Annotated in this window: 20 protein-coding genes and 2 pseudogenes; 21 read left to right on the top strand and 1 reads right to left on the bottom strand. The window is 31.4% G+C overall.

Annotated features, from left to right (window positions below):
* Nucleotides 1–11 precede the first annotated feature (11 nt).
* The 14 genes and pseudogenes from OIO11_RS01740 (at nt 12) to flgK (ending at nt 11,391) form a co-directional block, all read left to right on the top strand.
* Nucleotides 12–464, top strand: a complete 453-nt coding sequence (locus OIO11_RS01740) for a chemotaxis protein CheW (protein ID WP_268069611.1) — start codon at nt 12–14, stop codon at nt 462–464.
* Nucleotides 465–475: 11 nt separating this feature from the next.
* Complete coding sequence (locus OIO11_RS01745; protein WP_268069612.1) at nt 476–964, top strand: chemotaxis protein CheD; 489 nt, start codon at nt 476–478, stop codon at nt 962–964.
* A 15-nt stretch (nt 965–979) separates the two neighbouring features.
* Entirely contained in the window at nt 980–2,014 is a 1,035-nt protein-coding gene (locus OIO11_RS01750; protein ID WP_268069613.1) for a protein-glutamate methylesterase/protein-glutamine glutaminase, read from the top strand.
* Nucleotides 2,015–2,029: 15 nt separating this feature from the next.
* Nucleotides 2,030–2,797 (top strand): CheR family methyltransferase, encoded by a 768-nt coding sequence (locus tag OIO11_RS01755; RefSeq protein ID WP_268069614.1) that lies wholly within the window; start codon nt 2,030–2,032, stop codon nt 2,795–2,797.
* A gap of 12 nt (nt 2,798–2,809) precedes the next feature.
* Nucleotides 2,810–3,557: pseudogene (locus OIO11_RS17185) on the top strand (Hpt domain-containing protein); the annotation flags it as partial.
* 170 nt (nt 3,558–3,727) lie between these two features.
* Nucleotides 3,728–4,864, top strand: a pseudogene (locus tag OIO11_RS17190) (chemotaxis protein CheA); the annotation flags it as partial.
* 12 nt (nt 4,865–4,876) lie between these two features.
* Nucleotides 4,877–5,482: a chemotaxis protein CheC gene (locus OIO11_RS01765; protein WP_268069616.1), complete on the top strand. Its 606-nt coding sequence runs from the start codon at nt 4,877–4,879 to the stop codon at nt 5,480–5,482.
* A gap of 16 nt (nt 5,483–5,498) precedes the next feature.
* On the top strand, nt 5,499–5,858 hold the full coding sequence (locus tag OIO11_RS01770) for a response regulator (RefSeq protein ID WP_268069617.1): 360 nt from the start codon (nt 5,499–5,501) through the stop codon (nt 5,856–5,858).
* A gap of 23 nt (nt 5,859–5,881) precedes the next feature.
* Nucleotides 5,882–6,283, top strand: coding sequence for a chemotaxis protein CheW (locus tag OIO11_RS01775; RefSeq protein ID WP_268069618.1), 402 nt, complete (start codon nt 5,882–5,884; stop codon nt 6,281–6,283).
* A 20-nt stretch (nt 6,284–6,303) separates the two neighbouring features.
* Nucleotides 6,304–7,299: a flagellar motor switch protein FliM gene (fliM, locus tag OIO11_RS01780; RefSeq protein WP_268069619.1), complete on the top strand. Its 996-nt coding sequence runs from the start codon at nt 6,304–6,306 to the stop codon at nt 7,297–7,299.
* A complete protein-coding gene (gene fliY, locus OIO11_RS01785) occupies nt 7,292–8,491 on the top strand; it encodes a flagellar motor switch phosphatase FliY (RefSeq protein ID WP_268069620.1) in 1,200 nt (399 codons plus the stop codon). The genes fliM and fliY overlap by 8 nt, the downstream gene beginning before the upstream one ends.
* Before the next feature lie 284 nt (nt 8,492–8,775).
* Nucleotides 8,776–9,051 (top strand): flagellar biosynthesis anti-sigma factor FlgM, encoded by a 276-nt coding sequence (flgM, locus tag OIO11_RS01790; RefSeq protein ID WP_268069621.1) that lies wholly within the window; start codon nt 8,776–8,778, stop codon nt 9,049–9,051.
* Nucleotides 9,052–9,510: a flagellar protein FlgN gene (locus tag OIO11_RS01795; protein WP_268069622.1), complete on the top strand. Its 459-nt coding sequence runs from the start codon at nt 9,052–9,054 to the stop codon at nt 9,508–9,510.
* Between the two features lie 105 nt (nt 9,511–9,615).
* Complete coding sequence (flgK, locus tag OIO11_RS01800; protein WP_268069623.1) at nt 9,616–11,391, top strand: flagellar hook-associated protein FlgK; 1,776 nt, start codon at nt 9,616–9,618, stop codon at nt 11,389–11,391.
* A gap of 82 nt (nt 11,392–11,473) precedes the next feature.
* On the opposite strand, the gene OIO11_RS01805 is transcribed toward flgK, so the two are convergent.
* Nucleotides 11,474–11,839, bottom strand: coding sequence for a four helix bundle protein (locus OIO11_RS01805; RefSeq protein ID WP_268069624.1), 366 nt, complete (start codon nt 11,837–11,839; stop codon nt 11,474–11,476).
* Nucleotides 11,840–11,989: 150 nt separating this feature from the next.
* On the opposite strand from OIO11_RS01805, the gene flgL reads away from it, so the two are divergent.
* The 7 genes from flgL to fliD all read left to right on the top strand — a co-directional run bounded on the left by flgL (nt 11,990) and on the right by fliD (nt 18,011).
* Complete coding sequence (gene flgL, locus OIO11_RS01810; RefSeq protein ID WP_268069625.1) at nt 11,990–13,393, top strand: flagellar hook-associated protein FlgL; 1,404 nt, start codon at nt 11,990–11,992, stop codon at nt 13,391–13,393.
* 37 nt (nt 13,394–13,430) lie between these two features.
* Nucleotides 13,431–13,862 carry a flagellar assembly protein FliW gene (gene fliW, locus OIO11_RS01815; protein ID WP_268069626.1) on the top strand — a complete coding sequence of 144 codons (432 nt, stop codon included), beginning with the start codon at nt 13,431–13,433 and terminating at the stop codon, nt 13,860–13,862.
* Nucleotides 13,862–14,080: a carbon storage regulator CsrA gene (csrA, locus tag OIO11_RS01820; protein ID WP_268069627.1), complete on the top strand. Its 219-nt coding sequence runs from the start codon at nt 13,862–13,864 to the stop codon at nt 14,078–14,080. The genes fliW and csrA overlap by 1 nt, the downstream gene beginning before the upstream one ends.
* Nucleotides 14,081–14,129: 49 nt before the next feature.
* Nucleotides 14,130–14,501, top strand: a complete 372-nt coding sequence (locus OIO11_RS01825) for a flagellar protein FlaG (RefSeq protein WP_268069628.1) — start codon at nt 14,130–14,132, stop codon at nt 14,499–14,501.
* 80 nt (nt 14,502–14,581) lie between these two features.
* The gene (locus OIO11_RS01830) at nt 14,582–14,878 is read left to right on the top strand and encodes a hypothetical protein (RefSeq protein ID WP_268069629.1); all 297 of its coding nucleotides are present in this window, start codon (nt 14,582–14,584) and stop codon (nt 14,876–14,878) included.
* Nucleotides 14,879–15,097: 219 nt separating this feature from the next.
* Nucleotides 15,098–15,484, top strand: a complete 387-nt coding sequence (gene fliS, locus OIO11_RS01835; protein WP_268069630.1) for a flagellar export chaperone FliS — start codon at nt 15,098–15,100, stop codon at nt 15,482–15,484.
* 31 nt (nt 15,485–15,515) lie between these two features.
* Complete coding sequence (fliD, locus tag OIO11_RS01840) at nt 15,516–18,011, top strand: flagellar filament capping protein FliD (protein WP_268069631.1); 2,496 nt, start codon at nt 15,516–15,518, stop codon at nt 18,009–18,011.
* Nucleotides 18,012–18,014 lie beyond the last annotated feature (3 nt).

An 18,014-nucleotide genomic window follows, 5' to 3' on the forward strand; every position in this document is an offset into this window, starting at 1 on the left:
GGTAGATTATAATGAGTGAAAAGGAAATAAAGGTTTTAATATTTAACATAAATGATCAATATTATGCCACTGATATTATGGAGGTAGAGAGAATTCTAGGGTATGAAGAGCCAACAAAACTCCCAGATTCTCCACAATTTATCGAGGGAGTAATAAATTATGAAGGACATATACTACCTATAATGAGTTTATGTAAAAAATTTAATATACCACATGATAAGAGTGAAGAAGAAGCAAAAATTATAGTGGCAAAACAAGAAGAAACTAAAATAGGCATAATTGTTGATGTGGTTTCAGAAGTTTGCGATGTAAAAGTTGAAAATATTGAAGAACCACCTGAAATTGTAGCTGGAATATCTAAAAGATATATAAAGGGCTTAATAAAAATAAAAAAACAAATAATAATCTTTTTAAATCTTGCAACTATATTGACACAAGAAGAAAAAGAATTAATTTTAAGATAAAGGTGTTGCTTATGAACAATAATGAAATTAGAGTTGGAATTGCAGATTTAAATACTGCTTCACCACCAAAAAAGCTTATAACAGTTGGATTGGGGTCTTGTATAGGAATAGTACTTTATGATACTAGCAAGAAAATAGGTGGACTTGCACATATTATGCTTCCTGACAGTACTCAATTTAGTAAGGTTAATAATCCCATGAAATTTGCGGATTTGGCAATTCCTTTACTATTAGAAAAAATGAAGAAAGAGGGAGCTGTTAAAAGAAATTTGGTAGCAAAAATAGCAGGTGGGGCTTCTATGTTTAATTTTTCAGACAAGAGTATGATTATGGATATTGGAAATAGAAATAGTGCTTCAGTAAAAAAAGTTCTAAAAGAACTTTTAATTCCTATATTAAGTGAAGAAACAGGGGGCAACAAAGGAAGAACTATGATTTTTGATACTGAAAGAGGAATTGTTCAAATTAAAACAGTAGGTATGGGAATAAAAGAAATATAATGGAGTGATTATAATTTGAATAAAACAAAGGTTATTGTAGTTGATGATTCAGCTTTAATGAGGAAAATCATTTCAGATATCATTAATTCCAATGATGAAATGGAAGTAATTAATACATGTAGAAATGGCGAGGATTTATTAAATAAATTAAATATTCAAAAACCGGATGTAATTACATTAGATGTTGAAATGCCTAAAATGGATGGTATAACAACTCTAGATAAAATGAAAGAAGAAAATTACAATATACCAGTTATAATGCTCAGCAGCATATCAAAACGTGGTACAGCGTTAACAATGGAATGTTTAGAGAAGGGTGCTTTTGATTTTATTGCTAAGCCTTCGGGTTCTATATCTTTAGATATTGAAAAGGTTGGAGAAGAGCTTATAAGTAAAATCAAACTGGCTTATAGTAAAGCTGTTCATAGTGATAGAACTACTGCTTTGAAAAAAGAGTATAAACCTAAACGTCTGCCAGAAAAAAATAAAAAGATAAATGCTGTAGTTATAGGTTCATCAACAGGAGGACCTAAGGCATTATATAAAGTGGTCACTGAACTTCCGGCAGATATAGGGGTTCCAGTGTTCATTGTCCAACATATGCCTGTAGGGTTTACTAAAGCCTTTGCTGAACGGCTTAATTCTAATAGTAGAATTAAAGTGGTTGAGGCAAAAGACGGGGAAAATGTTGAAAAAAATGTTGTATATATAGCACCAGGTGGATTTCATATGGAAGTTGGTATGGATAAAAGAATTCACTTGAATACAGAAACACCAATATGGGGTGTTAGGCCAGCGGTAGACAAATTATTTATATCTGCTGCCAAGGTTTATGGAGAACATGTCTTAGGAATAGTCCTAACTGGTATGGGGAAAGATGGAGCTCAAGGTATAGTAGCAGTCAAAAATAGTGGAGGTATAACTATTTCAGAAGATAAGTCTACTTGTACAATTTATGGTATGCCAAGGGCAGCATATGAAACAGGTAAAGTTGATGAAGTACTTCCTATTGGTGATATTGCATCAGCAATAGTAAAAAATACTAAATAAGCTAGGAGATAAAATATGGATTTAGAGAATTTTGAAAAGTGGGTTTTAAAAGAATTTAAAATAGATTTATCTGCTTATAAATCAAATCAACTTCATAGAAGAATACTAAGCTTAATGTCTAGGGTTGGAGTAAGTACTGTAGATGAGTATGTAAATCTTCTGAAGAAAGATGAAAGTCAGAAACTGAAGTTTTTAGATTTTATAACCATAAATGTAACGGAATTTTTTAGAAATCCTGAGATTTTTGAAGAACTTAGAAATAAAATAGAAAATGAATTACTGCCTAAAGAAAAGAATTTAAAAATATGGAGTGCTGCATGTTCAATAGGTGCTGAACCATATTCAATTGCTATGATTTTAGAAAATTTGAAAGTAAAAGGCAGACATAGTATTTTAGCGACTGATATAGATAATAATATTTTACAAAGAGCTAAAAAAGGTGAATATGTGTCTTCGGAGATAAAAAATGTAAAAGATGAGTATTTGCAAAAATATTTTAAGCAAATAAACGATAAATATATTATTGATCCAAAAATAAAAAGTATGGTAACTTTTAAAAGACACGACCTGATACTTGATAATTATGAAAAAGGATTTGATTTGATAGTTTGCAGGAATGTAGTTATATATTTTAATCAAGATGTGAAAAACCAAATTTATAAAAAATTCAGTGCATCCCTGAAACAAGGGGGACTGCTTTTTGTAGGTGCAACAGAAAGTATATATAATTATAAAGACTATGGTTTTGAGAAAGCTTCCACGTTTATTTATAAGAAACTTTAAGGAGGGAAAAGTGTGGACACATCACAATATTTATCAATGTTTCTTGAAGAATCAATGGATAATCTTCAAGCATTAAATGAATCTTTGCTACAGCTAGAACAAGAACCAGATGATATAGATAAATTAAATGAAATTTTTAGAGTTGCACACACTATTAAGGGTATGGCGGCAACAATGGGTTTTAACGATATGGCTGAGCTTACACACAAAATGGAAGATGTATTATCTCAGTTTAGAGAAGGTAAATTAAAGGTTACACAGAAAGTTGTAACAGTACTTTTTAAATGCCTTGATACTCTTGAACAGATGGTTAATAATATATCAGAGGGAATTGAGGAGAGTATTCCCATAGATGATATCATGGAAAACTTAGGAAGTATAGCTCAAGGAAAAGATAATAACAATGAAGAAAAAAATATTCAATCTGCAAAAGAAGAAGTAGAAAACACAACTGATGAGGAAGTAAAAGAAACTTTTATAGAAATGAATGAATATGATATCAATGTTATCAAACAAGCTATTGACAAAGGATTCTATCCTTATGAAATTAAGGTAATATTAGATGAAAATACTTTATTAAAATCTGCCAGAGCCTTTTTGATTTTTAAAGGTTTAGAAGAATATGGAGAAATAATAAAGTGTATACCTTCAGCAGATGATTTAGAAAATGAAAATTTTGATTTAGATATAAATATGATTTATCTAACTCACAAGAGTAAAGAAGAAATTTATGATGTTTTAATAAATATATCTGAAGTTAATGAGGTTATAGTCGATAATGTAAATGTAAAAGAAAAAACGGTTACTAGCAATGAGCCTCAGATAGAAGTAGTGCAGCAATTAAAAGAAGAATTAAAACCAGAAGTAAAAACAAAACAAACTGCAATTAAACCTAAAAAAATAGAAGGCAAATCCGAAGAGAAAAAACAGCATAGAAAGGTTCATCAATCTGTAAGAGTGGATTTGGAAAGACTTGATAAATTCATGAATATGGTTTCAGAACTGGTTATTCATAGAACTAGATTGGAACAGATAAGCATAAATTATAAATCAGCTGAGTTAAATGAAACTTTGGAACAAGTTGCTAGAGCTACTTCAGATTTGCAAGACCTTGTCATGAAAATTAGAATGCTTCCATTAGAAACAGTATTTAATAGATTTCCAAGAATGGTAAGAGATTTATCAGTAGAGCTTGATAAGGATATTGAATTTATAGTTAAGGGACAAGATACAGAGCTTGATAGAACAGTAATAGATGAAATAGGAGAACCGTTGATTCATCTTATCAGAAATGCTGCAGATCATGGAATTGAAAGTAGAGAAAAAAGAATAGCTGAGGGTAAGAAATCAACAGGAACTATTAGGCTTATAGCATATCAAGAAGGAACAAAAGCCATAATTAAAGTTGAAGATGATGGCGGTGGAATAGATGTGGAAAAAGTTAGAGCTAAGGCTGAAAAAGTAGGGATAAGCACTGAAGGAATGAGTGATTCAGATATTAAAAATCTTATTTTTGCCCAAGGTTTTAGTACTAACGAAGAAGTGACAGACATATCAGGTAGAGGAGTAGGTATGGATGTTGTTAAGACTAAAATAAGCTCTCTTGGGGGTACAGTGGATGTTGTAAGTGAGATTGACAAAGGCACCTCATTTATTATAACATTACCATTGACACTCCAAATTATACAAGCTTTACTTGTTAAAATAGGAAATGAAACTATGGCTATTTCTTTAGGTTATATTGATAGAGTTATAGACTATAAAGAAGAAAAAGTAATGAGAACAGACAATAAAGAGGTTATAGTATATAATGAAAATGTAATTCCACTTATAAGAGTATATGAAAAACTTGGTCTTGAAAAAGTGGATAGCAATAAGAAATATATTGTAATAGTTAAAGTTGGTGAAAAAACTGTTGGGCTTTTAGTTGATGGACTATTAGGACAGCAAGAAACAGTAATAAAAGCTTTAGGAAAGACATTGAAGGATTTAAAAGAATATATTGGAGCAACGATATATGGAGATGGATTAGTTACTTTAATACTTGATGTTGCAGCTTTAATATAAGGGGGAATTATTATGATGTATATTGAAATGACTCCTATGCAGCTGGATGCTTTAAGAGAAGTTGGAAACATTGGAGTAGGAAATGCAGCAACTGCTTTATCACAACTATTGAATAAAAAAATAGATATGACGGTACCATCAGTAAATATAGTACCTTTTGATGAAGTTTTTTCAAACGAAGGAACTGAAAGAGTTGTAATTGGTATTATTGTAAGAGTACTTGGTGATACTCCAGGAAATATATTATTCATTCTTGAGAGAAACACTGCATTTCAAATAATAAAATTATTAACAGGAGAGCAAGAAGAACAGTTAACCGATATGGGTAATTCTGTATTGTGTGAAATAGGAAATATTATAGCAACATCGTATATGAATGCTATAGCTAAATTCACAGGTTTGGGGATAACCCCATCTGTACCTGCTGTTTCATATGATATGTTAGGAGCTATACTGTCTACTAGTTTTATTGAAGCTGGTCAATTTGATGATCAAGTACTTGACATTGAAACTAGATTCTTGCAAAATAACAAGAGTGAGGAAATAAACGGGCATTTTTATTACATTCCAATGCCTGGTTCATTAGAAAAAATATTAAGTACATTAGGAGTAAAATAATGGAGGTTATAAAAACATGGCTAGAGTATTAATTGTTGATGATGCTGCTTTTATGAGAATGATGATAAAGGATATCTTAGAAAAAAATGGATTTGAAATTGTTGGAGAAGCTAGTAATGGACTAAAAGCTGTAGAAATCTATAAAGCTGAAAAACCTGATGTTGTTACTATGGACATTACAATGCCTGATATGGATGGGATTGAGGCTGTTAAGGCAATAAAAGGATTTGATCCAGCTGCCAAAATTATAATGTGCAGCGCTATGGGACAACAAACAATGGTAATGGACGCAATCAGGTCTGGAGCAAGAGATTTTATAGTAAAACCATTCCAAGCAGAAAGAGTGCTTGAAGCTATTAGAAAGGCATTGGGCTAATAGACTAAAGGGAGGAATATAAAATGCAGGTAGTCGTGTTTAGACTAGGAGACGAGCAATTTGCAGTTGAAACTTCAAAAGTTCAAGGCATAAATGATATCATGGAAATAACCAGAGTTCCAAAGGCACCTGATTATATAAAAGGATTGATCAATTTAAGAGGAAATGTTATTTCTCTTTTAGATATAAACCTGCTACTAAATATCAATAAAAAAGAAAGCATTGAACAAAATAATATTATAATTTTAAATATGGAAGATGAACATGTGGGTATTACAGTAGATGATGTTGATGAAGTTCTTGAAATAGAAGAAGAACTGGTAGAAAAGGTTGATGATCAAAGAAAGTTATATATTAAAGGAGTTATCAATTTTAAAGATAGAGTAGTTACTTTAATAGATATAGATAAATTATTTGCAAATTAGTAAAGAAATGAGGGACAAACATGGCAGACGTTTTATCACAAAGCGAAATAGATGCCCTTTTATCTGCCTTAGACTCTGGTGAACTAAATCCGGAGGAGCTTGAAAAGGATGAGGATAAACAAAAAATTAAACCTTATGATTTTAAAAGTCCTCAGAAGTTTTCTAAGGATCATATAAGAACCCTAGAGCTTATTCATGATAATTTCGCCAGAATAATTTCTAATTATTTAACTGCTCAAGTAAGGACAAATGTTAAAGTAAAAATAGAAACTGTTCAGCAGATAACCTATGAAGAGTTTATCCACTCTGTGCCTAATCCTACAATATTGACTATTTTTAAAATGCCTCCTTTAAGCGGATCGATACTTTTTGAAAGTAATCCTCAATTTGTTTACAGGATTATCGATGTGCTTTTAGGGGGAGCTGGTACAGGACAATATAAGTCTCGAGAATTTACTGATATTGATAAAAATATAATAAAGCAGATAAATATAGGGCTTATTGCAAATCTAAAACTTGCGTGGGAAGATGTATTGGAGGTTGAACCAGAAATTGAGGGATTAGAAACTAATCCGGCTCTAAATCAGACTTTAGCACCTACAGAGCCAGTTGCATTAATAACTTTTTCGGTTGAAATGAATGGTAGCAATACATTTATAAATATTTGTATTCCATATCTTAGTATAGAAAAGGTATTAGATAAGCTTGTGGTACAATATTGGTTTAGAGAAAATGATACTGAAATATTGGAAGAATCCAAACAGAAACTGCGCAGTAGATTGAATATTATAGATTTGGTGATGACAGCAGAGTTGGGAACTACTCATATAACTGTAGATGATTTTTTAAAGCTCTCAGTGGGAGATGTAGTGGCTTTGGATACTACAACAAATGAAGCTGTTAAAATGAAGGTTGAGGATGAAGAGTATTTATATGCAAAACCAGGGATTATTGGTAAGAATAAAGGTGTTCAGATACTAGATATTATTGATAAGGATGTGGAAAACTATGAGTAGCGATAACGGATTTCTTTCGCAAGATGAGATAGATGCACTATTAAATGGTGGAAGTAATTCTGGAATAGATGAAGAACCCGCAGAAAATCTACCGATTGAAGATAATGCTGTAGATATATCAGATTCAGAAAGTGATATGATTTCAGATATAGAAGTAGATTTGTTGGGAGAAATAGGTAATATTTCCATGGGCTCTGCTTCAACGGCACTTTCCACTATTATCGGTCATCAGGTAAATATCACCACGCCTCAAGTTAAGGTTACCACACTAAATGAATTAAGACAAACTTTTGAAATTCCTAATATTGCATTAGAAGTAAAGTATACAAGTGGTATTGTAGGTGGAAATCTACTGGTAATGAAAATAACTGATGCAGCGGTAATTGCAAACTTGATGATGGGTGGAGATGGAAGGATAGAGGCTTCATCTTCTCTTTCAGAAATTGAAGAAAGTGCTGTTTCGGAAGCAATGAACCAAATGATTGGTTCAGCAGCCACATCAATGGCAACAATGTTTGCCAGAGAGGTTAATATATCACCACCAGCCTCAAAAATATGGGAAGATACAACAAAACCATTAGCTGAAGGTATGACTGAAGATGAAAAGATAGTTCAAGTTTCATTTAAGTTGACTATAGGAGATTTGATTGACAGTAAAATTATGCAGTTTCTTCCTATAGAAACGGCAAAAAAAATAGTTTCAATAATGATGGGACAGGAGAATGAAGAACAGCAGGAGCCTGCACCGCAGGTGAGTCAGCCTGAACCGCAGGCAGTGCAGCAGTATTCTAGAGAACCTGAAGTACAGCCTAAGCCTGTTGAAACCTATACATACGAGCAGCCTGCAGTTCCAGTACAACCGCAGCCGCAGGTTAATGTACAGCATGCTAATTTTAAACCTCTTGAAGAAGTTGCTGTTAATGCTGCTCCACACAATATTGATTTAATACTTGATGTTCCCCTTGAGATTTCAGTTGTTCTAGGAAGAACGAAAAAGAGTATAAAGGAAGTATTAAATTTAGGGACAGGTTCTCTTATAGAATTAGATAAGTTAGCTGAAGAGCCTGTAGAAATTTTAGTAAATGGCAAAAAAGTTGCTTATGGAGAAGTTGTTGTTGTAGATGAAAATTTTGGAGTTAGAATAATAAATATAGTCAGCAGTGAAGAAAGAGTAAAATCATTAAAGGGATAATAAGTGTGGCTTAATTGGAAAAGATAAAAATTGAAGTTTTACGCAGGTGAAACTTCAATTTTTATCTTTTTTTAGTTATACTTAAAAATAGATGGATATTGTGTGTTTTTGTAGTAGTGGTAAAATACAAATTTTTATATGAATTTTAATACAGTACAAATTCAAATTAAAAATGAAATTTTTCTTGCGTTTCACCTTCTTTTTTCATAAACTAGTATAAACTTTAAATTTTGTACGTCGATAATATTAACAGATAATCAAGGGGAAATTAAGGAGTGGCAAATATGAAAATATCAGGATCAAGTGTAAATAAAATTATAAATATATACGAAAAGAATAGCAGGAAGATAGAAAAAGCTAAAGAAGTAGGAAGAAAAGATTCATTGGAAATTTCAAAGGTAGGTAAAAGTCTAAGTTCTTTTGATGTTAATGATAAAAAATCAGTATCTCAAGAAAAATTAGAAAAGATAAGAAGTGAAATAGCAAATGGAACATACAACGTAGATGCTAAACTAGTGGCACAAAAGATGATAGATATTATGAAGGGAAGAGAAGTCTAAATGAATAATGGACAATGGACAACAGACAACGGACAATTCATAAATCAATTAAAGACAATAATGCTGCAGCAAATAGAAACAGTGAAAGAGCTTCTGAAAGTTTTGGAAGAGCAGCATGAATATGTAGTTAAAAATGACGTGTTCAAAATGGAGAGCTGCGTTGAGAAAATACAAGAATGCAATAAAAAGAATGCCAGTATAGAACTAAAAAGAAGAGAATTAACAAAAGATTTTTTGAAAGATAAAACTTTTAGTAAATTAATTGAAGAACTAAACGATAAAGAAATAGAGAAAAATTTTAGAAATATTAGGAAGGTTTTGGAGGAAGTTAGGTTACAGAAGGATACTAATGATTTACTTATAAAACAAGGACTAGCCTTTACAAATAAGATGCTGGTACTGTTAAATCCTGATAGACAGGCTAAAACTTATAATGCCTATGGAAAAGTAGGAAGATGAATTCAGTAGCCAGTAACAAGTAACCAGTAACTAGTAAGTGATGTTAAAAATATCTTTGGGTTACTGCCTACTGGTAACTGGTTACTAAAAAATGGGAGGTATAAAATGTCAGGTTTATTTGCGACTTTTAATATAGGAAAAAGAGGGTTGTTTGCTCAGCAGAGATGTATAGATGTAACTTCACATAATATTGCAAATGCCAATACGGAAGGTTATTCAAGACAAAGAGCAAATCTTGAAACCACAAGACCATTTGGAATGCCATCTATGAACAATCAAGTAGGACCAGGACAGATAGGTACTGGTGTAGATGTTTCATGTATACAGAGAATTAGAGATGGTTTTATGGATTATCAGGTAAGAAGAGAAAAAAGTACTCTTGGACAATATGAAGCTAGAGACAAATATTTAAGCGAAATAGAGAGCATATTTAATGAACCATCAGATAATGGAATTTCAAATTTAATTGGCAAATTTTTTGATGGCTGGGATCAACTGTCCAAGCAGGCGGAAAGTTCAAATGCAAGAACTGTTGTAGCTCAACAATCAGCAGCTCTAGCGGATGAATTAAATCATACATATAATCAATTAATGAGTGTAAAAAGCAATGCTCAGGAATCAATAAAACAGACTGTTTTTGATATGAACGGAATGCTGAATAGATTGGACAAGTTAAATCAACAGATAATGAGTGTTAAGGTTTCAGGCATGGAGCCAAATGACTTAATGGACCAAAGAGACTTGTTATTAGATCAGCTAAGTGAAAAGTTTAATATTAAGGTAGAGCCAGATAACTTTTACTCTGTAAATGTAAGTCCGGGAGATACAAGTGGACTTAATGCTGATGCAAATCCGCTTTTAATAAGAAAAAACCCAAATGATGCTGTAAGAAGATTTTCTTATGTTTCTGGTATAGAAAAAACTACTACATCTGGTTCTAGAACAGATACATTACAATACAAAGTCACTTACTTAAAAAATGGTGATAAGGATAATGCGGAAACTATTACTATAGAGATGACTGAAGATGAATATAAGCAGCTAGATCAATGTAGGGTATTATGGTCTCAAAATGATAAAAATAATGATCAGGCAAATGGAATAGCTCTTGACAAGAGTGGAGTGGCAATTGCAAAAGGTAGTACAATAGATTTTCGAAATTTAGCTATGTTTAGTCTTCCTAAGGATGAGAATAGAGGGGAACTAAAAGGTTACATGTCTGTTCAAAAGGATGTAGATAACTATATAGACCAATTAAACAAATTGGCTAAGGGCTTGGCTTTTGCAGTTAATGCCGTTCATAGTGGTAAAAATGACTCAACTGATACATTGCCTTTCTTTGTGAAAAAAGGAGACAGTAACGCCACTAATGAAAAAGAGATTACAGCTGGTAATATTTCTGTAAATGAAGAGATAATAAAGGACGTAATGAAAATAAAAGCAGGAACTACTGGTGACCCAGAGGTTGATGGGGAAAATGATGGTAAGAGAGCCCTTGCTATTGCTAAACTGAGAGATACACTAATAAAATTTCAGAATATAAGTAGTAGCACTGAAAGAAATTTTATAAACTTAGAAACAGACTCAAGTTTAGGAGTAGTTACAGTTAAAAGTGATATAAATGGAATGAAAGTAGATAATTATTTTAAAGATACTATAGATAAGCTTGGTATTCAAGGACAAGAAGCTAAAAGAGTAGTTGGAAATCAGGAAGTACTTTTAAGAGGTTTCCAAGAAAGAAGAGATTCTATTTCAGGAGTTTCGCTTGATGAGGAAATGGCAAATTTGGTACAATTCCAGCACGCGTATCAAGCAAATGCAAAAATAATTGCAACAGTAGACGAACTGTTGGATGTTGTAGTTAATGGACTAAAAAGATAGTGACCAGTAGCCAGTAACTAGTAACCAGTAAAGGATGTTTTGTTGACACAAAACTTAAATTATGGTCACTAGGTACTTATGATTAGGAAATTTGTGTTTTATTATTTTTTATGATGGTGCTTAATATTTTTATAATTTCTTTTAAAGGTTGTAATAAAGATGTACCAAGGTTTTTATCTAGAATATTGGAAGCTACAAGAAGTTTTATCCAATATTCAGTTTCGCCAGCTTCCTTTAATGAGATATATAACTTGGAAATTAAATCTTTTTTACTTTGAGAATTGAAACTTTCGCTAATATTAGCACCAATGCTTGTGCCACAGCGTAATAACTGTTTTGACATAATATATTCTTTCTTTTCATTAGTTAGATATTTATAAGTATCAATAATACTCAATGAAAAGCTAAAAGACTTTTTATATACAATACTGTTTTCTTCAAATCGCATAATAGCACCTACTTTTAATTTTGTTTATCAGTATTAACGATAGATATTTTTTTATTCAATTAGATTAAAGTTTTTCTGAAAGAAAAACAACATTTCCTGGTTACTGGTTACTGGTAACTGGAGACTACGAACGAACGGAGTGAGTTTAAAGTGAGAGTAACAAACAAGATGTTAAGCAACAGCTTTTTAGCTGATATGAGAACAAATCTTCAATATATGCAAAAGCTTCAACAACAGATGACATCTGGTAAGGAAATTAGAAGACCTTCAGATGATCCATTTAAGGTTGCAAGAGCAATGCAGCTGCATACGGATATTAATGCCAATAAACAATACAATGAAAACATAAGTGACACTATAAACTGGCTGGATACTACAGATACAGCTTTGGGACAAGTTGGAGATGTTGTTCAAAGGGTTAGAGAACTTTTGATTTCAGCAGGTAACGGAGGATACAGTCAGAATGAAAGAACGGCAATAAAGGACGAGATAAATGAAAAAATAGGTGAAGTTTCACAAATATTAAATACAAGTTTTGATGGTAAGTATATTTTTGGTGGAACAAGGGGAACTACTAAGCCTGTAGATGTTATTGGCGGAAGTAGTTTTGGAAATGCCGCATTAACTAATGAAATAATTATAGATAAAGATCAAAGTGTTACTGGTACGATAATTGATGAAGATGGAAAAATAAAAAATCAATTAGATATAAAAGTTACATTTAAGCCACCTGGCAGTACATCAGAAACAACAAAAACAATATCTATTGCTTCAGGTACTGAAATCAATAGTTTGAGTGATTTGGCAAGTAAAATAAATGAAAAAATAAGCGGAGATGCTGATTTAACAGAGAAGATAAAAGTAGTTCCTAATATTGCGGACAAGAATTTTATGTTTGTTAACATAAATGAGGCTGGAGGAGAAGATACCAGTAAAAATTATTTTAAAGTAGAGGTTACAGGTGGCATAAGTATAAAAGCTGGTAGTGATACTGCTAAATTTAGTACTAACAATACCAGTAATGCTAGACTTCTGTATTATAAAAAGAATGGTGGAGAATTAGTAGATGGGCCTGAGTATACTCAAATACAAGGAAAATTAAAAGTGCAGATTTCTCAAGGTGTTGTTATGGATTATAACGTAACAGCTTCGGAAGTACTAGAGTTTAAAAATTCAAAAGGGGATTCATTAGACCTGAGAGATATATTTAATAAAATAGCTAACCATTTGGATGGTAAGGATGATGATGGTGTGGCTGCAGATGATGATGCTGTAAAAGAGTTAGTTAACGGAGATTTGCAAAAACTTACTGATGCTATGAATAACTTACTAAAAATCCGATCAGAGGTTGGAGCAAAGCAGAATAGAATGGACAGTGCCAAGGATAAAAATGTAGATGCTAATTTTAATATGACAGAAATATTATCTAAAGTTGAAGACATAGACATAACGGAAAAAACAATGGAATATGCAACAATGCAGACTGTGTATGTTGCATCACTTCAAACAAGCGCAAAAGTTATACAGCCGTCACTGTTAGATTACCTTAGATAGAAAGTGTTAAAGTTACAATGTAAAGAGAGGAATAATTATGGAATTAAAAACTAAGTATCATGGAATTCGTGAGTATGAAAAAAAAGATGTAATTAATTTTTCTAAAGGGCTTCCAGGGTTTGAGGATTTAAAAAGATTTATTTTATTTCCTGTTGAAGACAATGAAATGTTTAGTGTACTTCATTCTATAGATAATGCAGAAATTGGATTCGTTGTAGTATCTCCTTTTAATGTTTTGAAGGATTATGAAATTGAACTAGATAATGAAACAATAAATAAAATCAAAATTGAAAAATCAGAAGATGCTTTAGTAGTAAATACAGTTACTATAAGTTCTAATGTGGAAGAAATAACAACTAACTTAAGAGCTCCTATAATTATTAATATTAAAGAGAAATTAGGGGAACAAATAATATTGAATAATGAAAAATATTTGGTTAAGCACCCATTATTTAAGGAGGAACCTTAATGTTAGTTGTTAAAAGGAAAAAGGGAGAAGCACTGCGGATAGGTGATGATATAGAGGTAACTGTAGTAGGCATAGAAAATGGAGCTGTAAAAATTGCTATAGATGCACCAAAAAATATTACTATTTTGAGAAGTGAATTATATAAAGAAGTAGGGGAAGAAAATCAAAAAGCTGTATATGGAGATACGTCTATATTGAAAAAACTTAATAAAAAATAATTGCTGAATTTTAATTTATATTCTTAAATAAGGTTAAGGGGGAAAGAATATGGATATTCAAGCTGTAAATCAGGGGATACAAAATAATTTAGAAACAGTTTCGAAAAATAATACTGCAGAAATTCAATCAGTTAGACAAAATCAAAATATTAGCAAAGAAGTTAAACATGGTGCTGTCAAACAAGATAATCAACAAGAAGAAAATATTAAAAAAGCTGTTGAGAAATTAAATAAATTTCTTGAAGGCGAAAAAACTCATGTTGAATATGAAAGACATGATAAATTTAAAAATGAATTCATAATAAAAATAATAAACGACCAAACAAAAGAGGTTATAAAAGAAATACCTCCAAAAAAAATGTTAGATATGGTTGCAGAGATGTGTAAGCTTGCAGGAATTATGTTTGATGAAAAAGCTTAACTAAGACAATAGCCAGTAACAATTCACCAGTACTGGTTAACAGGGATTTGTACTAGTATTTAGATGTTTGGGGGGGTTTTATGTATCAGTATAGTTTAAATAAAATAGATACCCAAATTTATGAAATGGTCAATGAGGCTACAAAAGAAGGTAAGGTTCACGGAAATAAAGAAACTAATAAAATTAATAAGGATAAAAAAGAAGATAAAAAGAAAGAAAGAGAAGAAAGCTTTCAGAATAAATTATCAAAACATAAAGTTAATCAGAAAATAACAGTTGATGCTGTAAAAGGTAAAAATATTAAGGTTGAAGCATTTAAAGAAGAAACTGGTAAAAACAATATTTCAACAGGAAGATTTTTAAATATAAAAAAATAATTTTTTTGCAGTATATGAAATTATCGTAATAATTTTGTGTACTGTATATTTTTGGGCAATTTTATGTGATGATTATGTGTATTTCATTAGAATGGTGTAACAAATAAAAAAGCAGTATGCCAATATTATGCAGTAAATAGAGTAAAGTTATATCTATTACAAACGATAAAAATATTATAAAATATCATGATATTACCAAGGAATATGGGAGGAATATGAATGTATACAAGTAATGCGTATAATGCTTATAAACAAAATAGTATAAATTATGCTTCAAAAGAACAATTATTATTGATGTTAGTTGATGGTGCAGTAAAATATATAAAGATAGGAAGACAAGCTATATTGGACAAAGATATTTCAAAGGCCCATAACAGTATAATAAGAACTCAAGATATATTTTATGAACTTATGGCAACTTTAGATGTAGACCAAGCTGGAGCATGGGGACAACAGCTTATGAGTATCTATGAATTTATAGTGAGAAGATTGACAGAAGCTAACATAAAAAAAGATGTAAATATTATAGACGAAATCTTACCTTTAATAGAGGATATTCGACATACATGGAATGAAGCTTATAAAATATCAAAAGGTCAGAGATAAACTATAAATTTAGTGAAATGGGGTGTATGAAGTGAACACTATTAATGCAGTTAATAAATTAAGATTAACTGGAATGGCTACTGGTATGGATACAGATGGTGCCATAAAACAAATGATGACCAGATATTATGCCAGGGTAGACAAAGAAAAGCAGAGACAGCAAACATTAGCGTGGAGACAAGAAGGATATAGAGATATGATAGGACAAGTTAATTCTCTTAAAACAAAATATTTTGATGTTTTATCTAAAGACTACTTGTTATCAGAAAATAATTTTTCAACATTTGAAGTAACTCAAACGGGTACAATAAGTAATGCTATTACTGCAAAGGCTTCATCAGGAGCTTTAGAAGGAAGCTACAGCGTAGAAGTAACTTCTGCTAATATAGCAACTAAGGCATCACTTGATCCAACTGCAAATGTAAATATAAAAGAGGCAACGTTAGGACTTGATTTTCCATTAGTAATAAAACATGTAGATGGTACCAATTTCAATGATAGTTTGGTTATTGAAGGTAAAACTATAAATATAACTTCTGGAACATATAAAAATCTTAGTGAATTAGCATCGCAGATTAATAAGGACATGTCATCAGTAGATTTGGGAGGAGGAAAAAATCTTAGCGATAATGTAAAGGCTGTGGTGAAAGATGGTAATATTAAGTTCTTGAAAAAAGTTACCATAGATGACACAAATAATAATTTAACCATAGATGTTGATGGTACAACTCAGAATATAACTATAGATAACGGAAGTTATACTTTAGAAGAATTGGCATCAAAACTAAATGGTAAATTAAGTGGGGGATATACTGCACAGTCAACGGATGGTTTGAATATTACTTTTACAAATGCGGATAAGGCACCTGTAGCAGGAACTGCAAAATTTAGTGATAATAGTGAAATAAAGTTTGACTCCAAGGTAACAGTAAGCAGAACCGGTGCTGATAACGATGAGTTTTCAAATCCTACTATCAATGAAGATACAGTGTCTTATGATAAAAGGATAATTTCAGGAGTAAATGATACGTTAACTTTTAATGTATTTGATGGTACAGGTGGTGCTTCAGTTCCTACAACTATTAATTTAACAGCTGGAACTCATGATATGTCTTCACTTGTTACAGAAATAAACAATAAATTGGGAGCAGGTAGTTCCATAACAGTATCGGAATCGGTTAATGGTAAAATGTTATTTAAGTCAACTACAAGTGACCAAATAACTCTAACAGGTAATGCTGCCAGTACACTGGGAGTCGCAAGTGGATTTAAAATAGATCAAAAAATTAGCGATAAAATGGCTAATCTTATAAATGATGCAGGAAAAGACAGGGTTGAATTTACTATAAATGGGAAAAATTATTGTTATGATTTTACCAGTACAAGTGATACGACTGTTGGTGATAAAACTTATATTGGAGCAAAGGACAAAAGTATATCTGATATATTAAACGATATAGAAAAAGGTTCAAATGTTGATATTTCTTACAGTCAATTAGATAGAAAATTCTATATGACTTCAAAGGATACAGGGTCAAGTCAAAATATTTCTATAACAGATGATTCTACAAACAAATTTGTAGAAAATTTATTTGGAACTACTGTAGCAACGGCAGGTACTGATGTGGTAGTGAAAATAACACAACCAAATGGTTCAAGCAACACGCTTATACAAAGTTCTAATAATTTCACTGTGGATGGGATTAGTTATACTCTAAACAGTAAACCAACGGAAGCTGTTACCTTTGATGTTAAAGGGAATGCAGATGGAACTTTTGACAAAATAAAGTCGTTTATAGATAGCTATAATGAATTGATAGGGAAGATAGGAAGCCAGGTTGAAGAGAAAAAGCAATATACATATCTTCCCCTTACAGATGAACAAAAAGAGGCAATGAGTGAGGATGAAATAAAAAAATGGGAAACAAAAGCGAAACAAGGATTATTTTCAGGAGACAGTACTCTTGAAAACATGTTGATGAAGATGAGAAGTGCATTTTTTGAAGATGTTGAAGGAGTGGGGACAAGTTTATTTCAAATAGGGTTAAATACTTCTTCTGATGTATCAGAAAGAGGGAAAATAATCATAGATGAAGAAAAGTTAAAAGAAGCATTAAAGGATAATCCTGATAAGGTTATGGATTTATTTATTAAAAAGTCAACAAGTCATGAATATTATTCAAGAAGTATGTCAAGTGCAGATAGAAGTGAAAGGTATAATGAAGAGGGAATTTTTCATAGAATAAGTGATATTATTCAGGATAATATATCCACTTTTAGAGACAGTAATGGTAAAAAAGGAACACTTCTTGAAATAGCAGGTATAAAAGGCGATTTTACAGAATTTAAAAATACTTTAACTAATGAAATGAAAGAAAGAGAGTTAAAGATACAAGATATGATGAAAAAGATATATGAAAAAGAAGATAGATATTACAAGCAATTTGCACGTTTAGAAGTTGCTATGAATAAAATGAATTCTCAAACTAATTGGTTATATAGTCAATTGGGAATGAGTCAAGGATAGTAA

Origin of the sequence: Clostridium sp. ZS2-4 (genome assembly GCF_026719745.1) — a bacterium.
Taxonomy (GTDB): domain Bacteria; phylum Bacillota; class Clostridia; order Clostridiales; family Clostridiaceae; genus Clostridium_H.

What these genes read in the sequence shown, in the direction of transcription:
- fliS (WP_268069630.1), top strand. Translation starts at nt 15,098, where the DNA reads ATGTATACAAGTAATGCGTATAATGCTTATAAACAAAATAGTATAAAT.
- OIO11_RS01825 (WP_268069628.1), top strand. Translation starts at nt 14,130, where the DNA reads ATGGATATTCAAGCTGTAAATCAGGGGATACAAAATAATTTAGAAACA.
- OIO11_RS01740 (WP_268069611.1), top strand. Translation starts at nt 12, where the DNA reads ATGAGTGAAAAGGAAATAAAGGTTTTAATATTTAACATAAATGATCAA.
- csrA (WP_268069627.1), top strand. Translation starts at nt 13,862, where the DNA reads ATGTTAGTTGTTAAAAGGAAAAAGGGAGAAGCACTGCGGATAGGTGAT.
- fliY (WP_268069620.1), top strand. Translation starts at nt 7,292, where the DNA reads ATGAGTAGCGATAACGGATTTCTTTCGCAAGATGAGATAGATGCACTA.
- flgK (WP_268069623.1), top strand. Translation starts at nt 9,616, where the DNA reads ATGTCAGGTTTATTTGCGACTTTTAATATAGGAAAAAGAGGGTTGTTT.
- OIO11_RS01805 (WP_268069624.1), bottom strand. Translation starts at nt 11,839, where the DNA reads ATGCGATTTGAAGAAAACAGTATTGTATATAAAAAGTCTTTTAGCTTT.
- OIO11_RS01830 (WP_268069629.1), top strand. Translation starts at nt 14,582, where the DNA reads ATGTATCAGTATAGTTTAAATAAAATAGATACCCAAATTTATGAAATG.
- OIO11_RS01775 (WP_268069618.1), top strand. Translation starts at nt 5,882, where the DNA reads ATGCAGGTAGTCGTGTTTAGACTAGGAGACGAGCAATTTGCAGTTGAA.
- fliW (WP_268069626.1), top strand. Translation starts at nt 13,431, where the DNA reads ATGGAATTAAAAACTAAGTATCATGGAATTCGTGAGTATGAAAAAAAA.
- OIO11_RS01765 (WP_268069616.1), top strand. Translation starts at nt 4,877, where the DNA reads ATGATGTATATTGAAATGACTCCTATGCAGCTGGATGCTTTAAGAGAA.
- fliM (WP_268069619.1), top strand. Translation starts at nt 6,304, where the DNA reads ATGGCAGACGTTTTATCACAAAGCGAAATAGATGCCCTTTTATCTGCC.
- flgM (WP_268069621.1), top strand. Translation starts at nt 8,776, where the DNA reads ATGAAAATATCAGGATCAAGTGTAAATAAAATTATAAATATATACGAA.
- OIO11_RS01795 (WP_268069622.1), top strand. Translation starts at nt 9,052, where the DNA reads ATGAATAATGGACAATGGACAACAGACAACGGACAATTCATAAATCAA.
- OIO11_RS01755 (WP_268069614.1), top strand. Translation starts at nt 2,030, where the DNA reads ATGGATTTAGAGAATTTTGAAAAGTGGGTTTTAAAAGAATTTAAAATA.
- OIO11_RS01770 (WP_268069617.1), top strand. Translation starts at nt 5,499, where the DNA reads ATGGCTAGAGTATTAATTGTTGATGATGCTGCTTTTATGAGAATGATG.
- OIO11_RS01745 (WP_268069612.1), top strand. Translation starts at nt 476, where the DNA reads ATGAACAATAATGAAATTAGAGTTGGAATTGCAGATTTAAATACTGCT.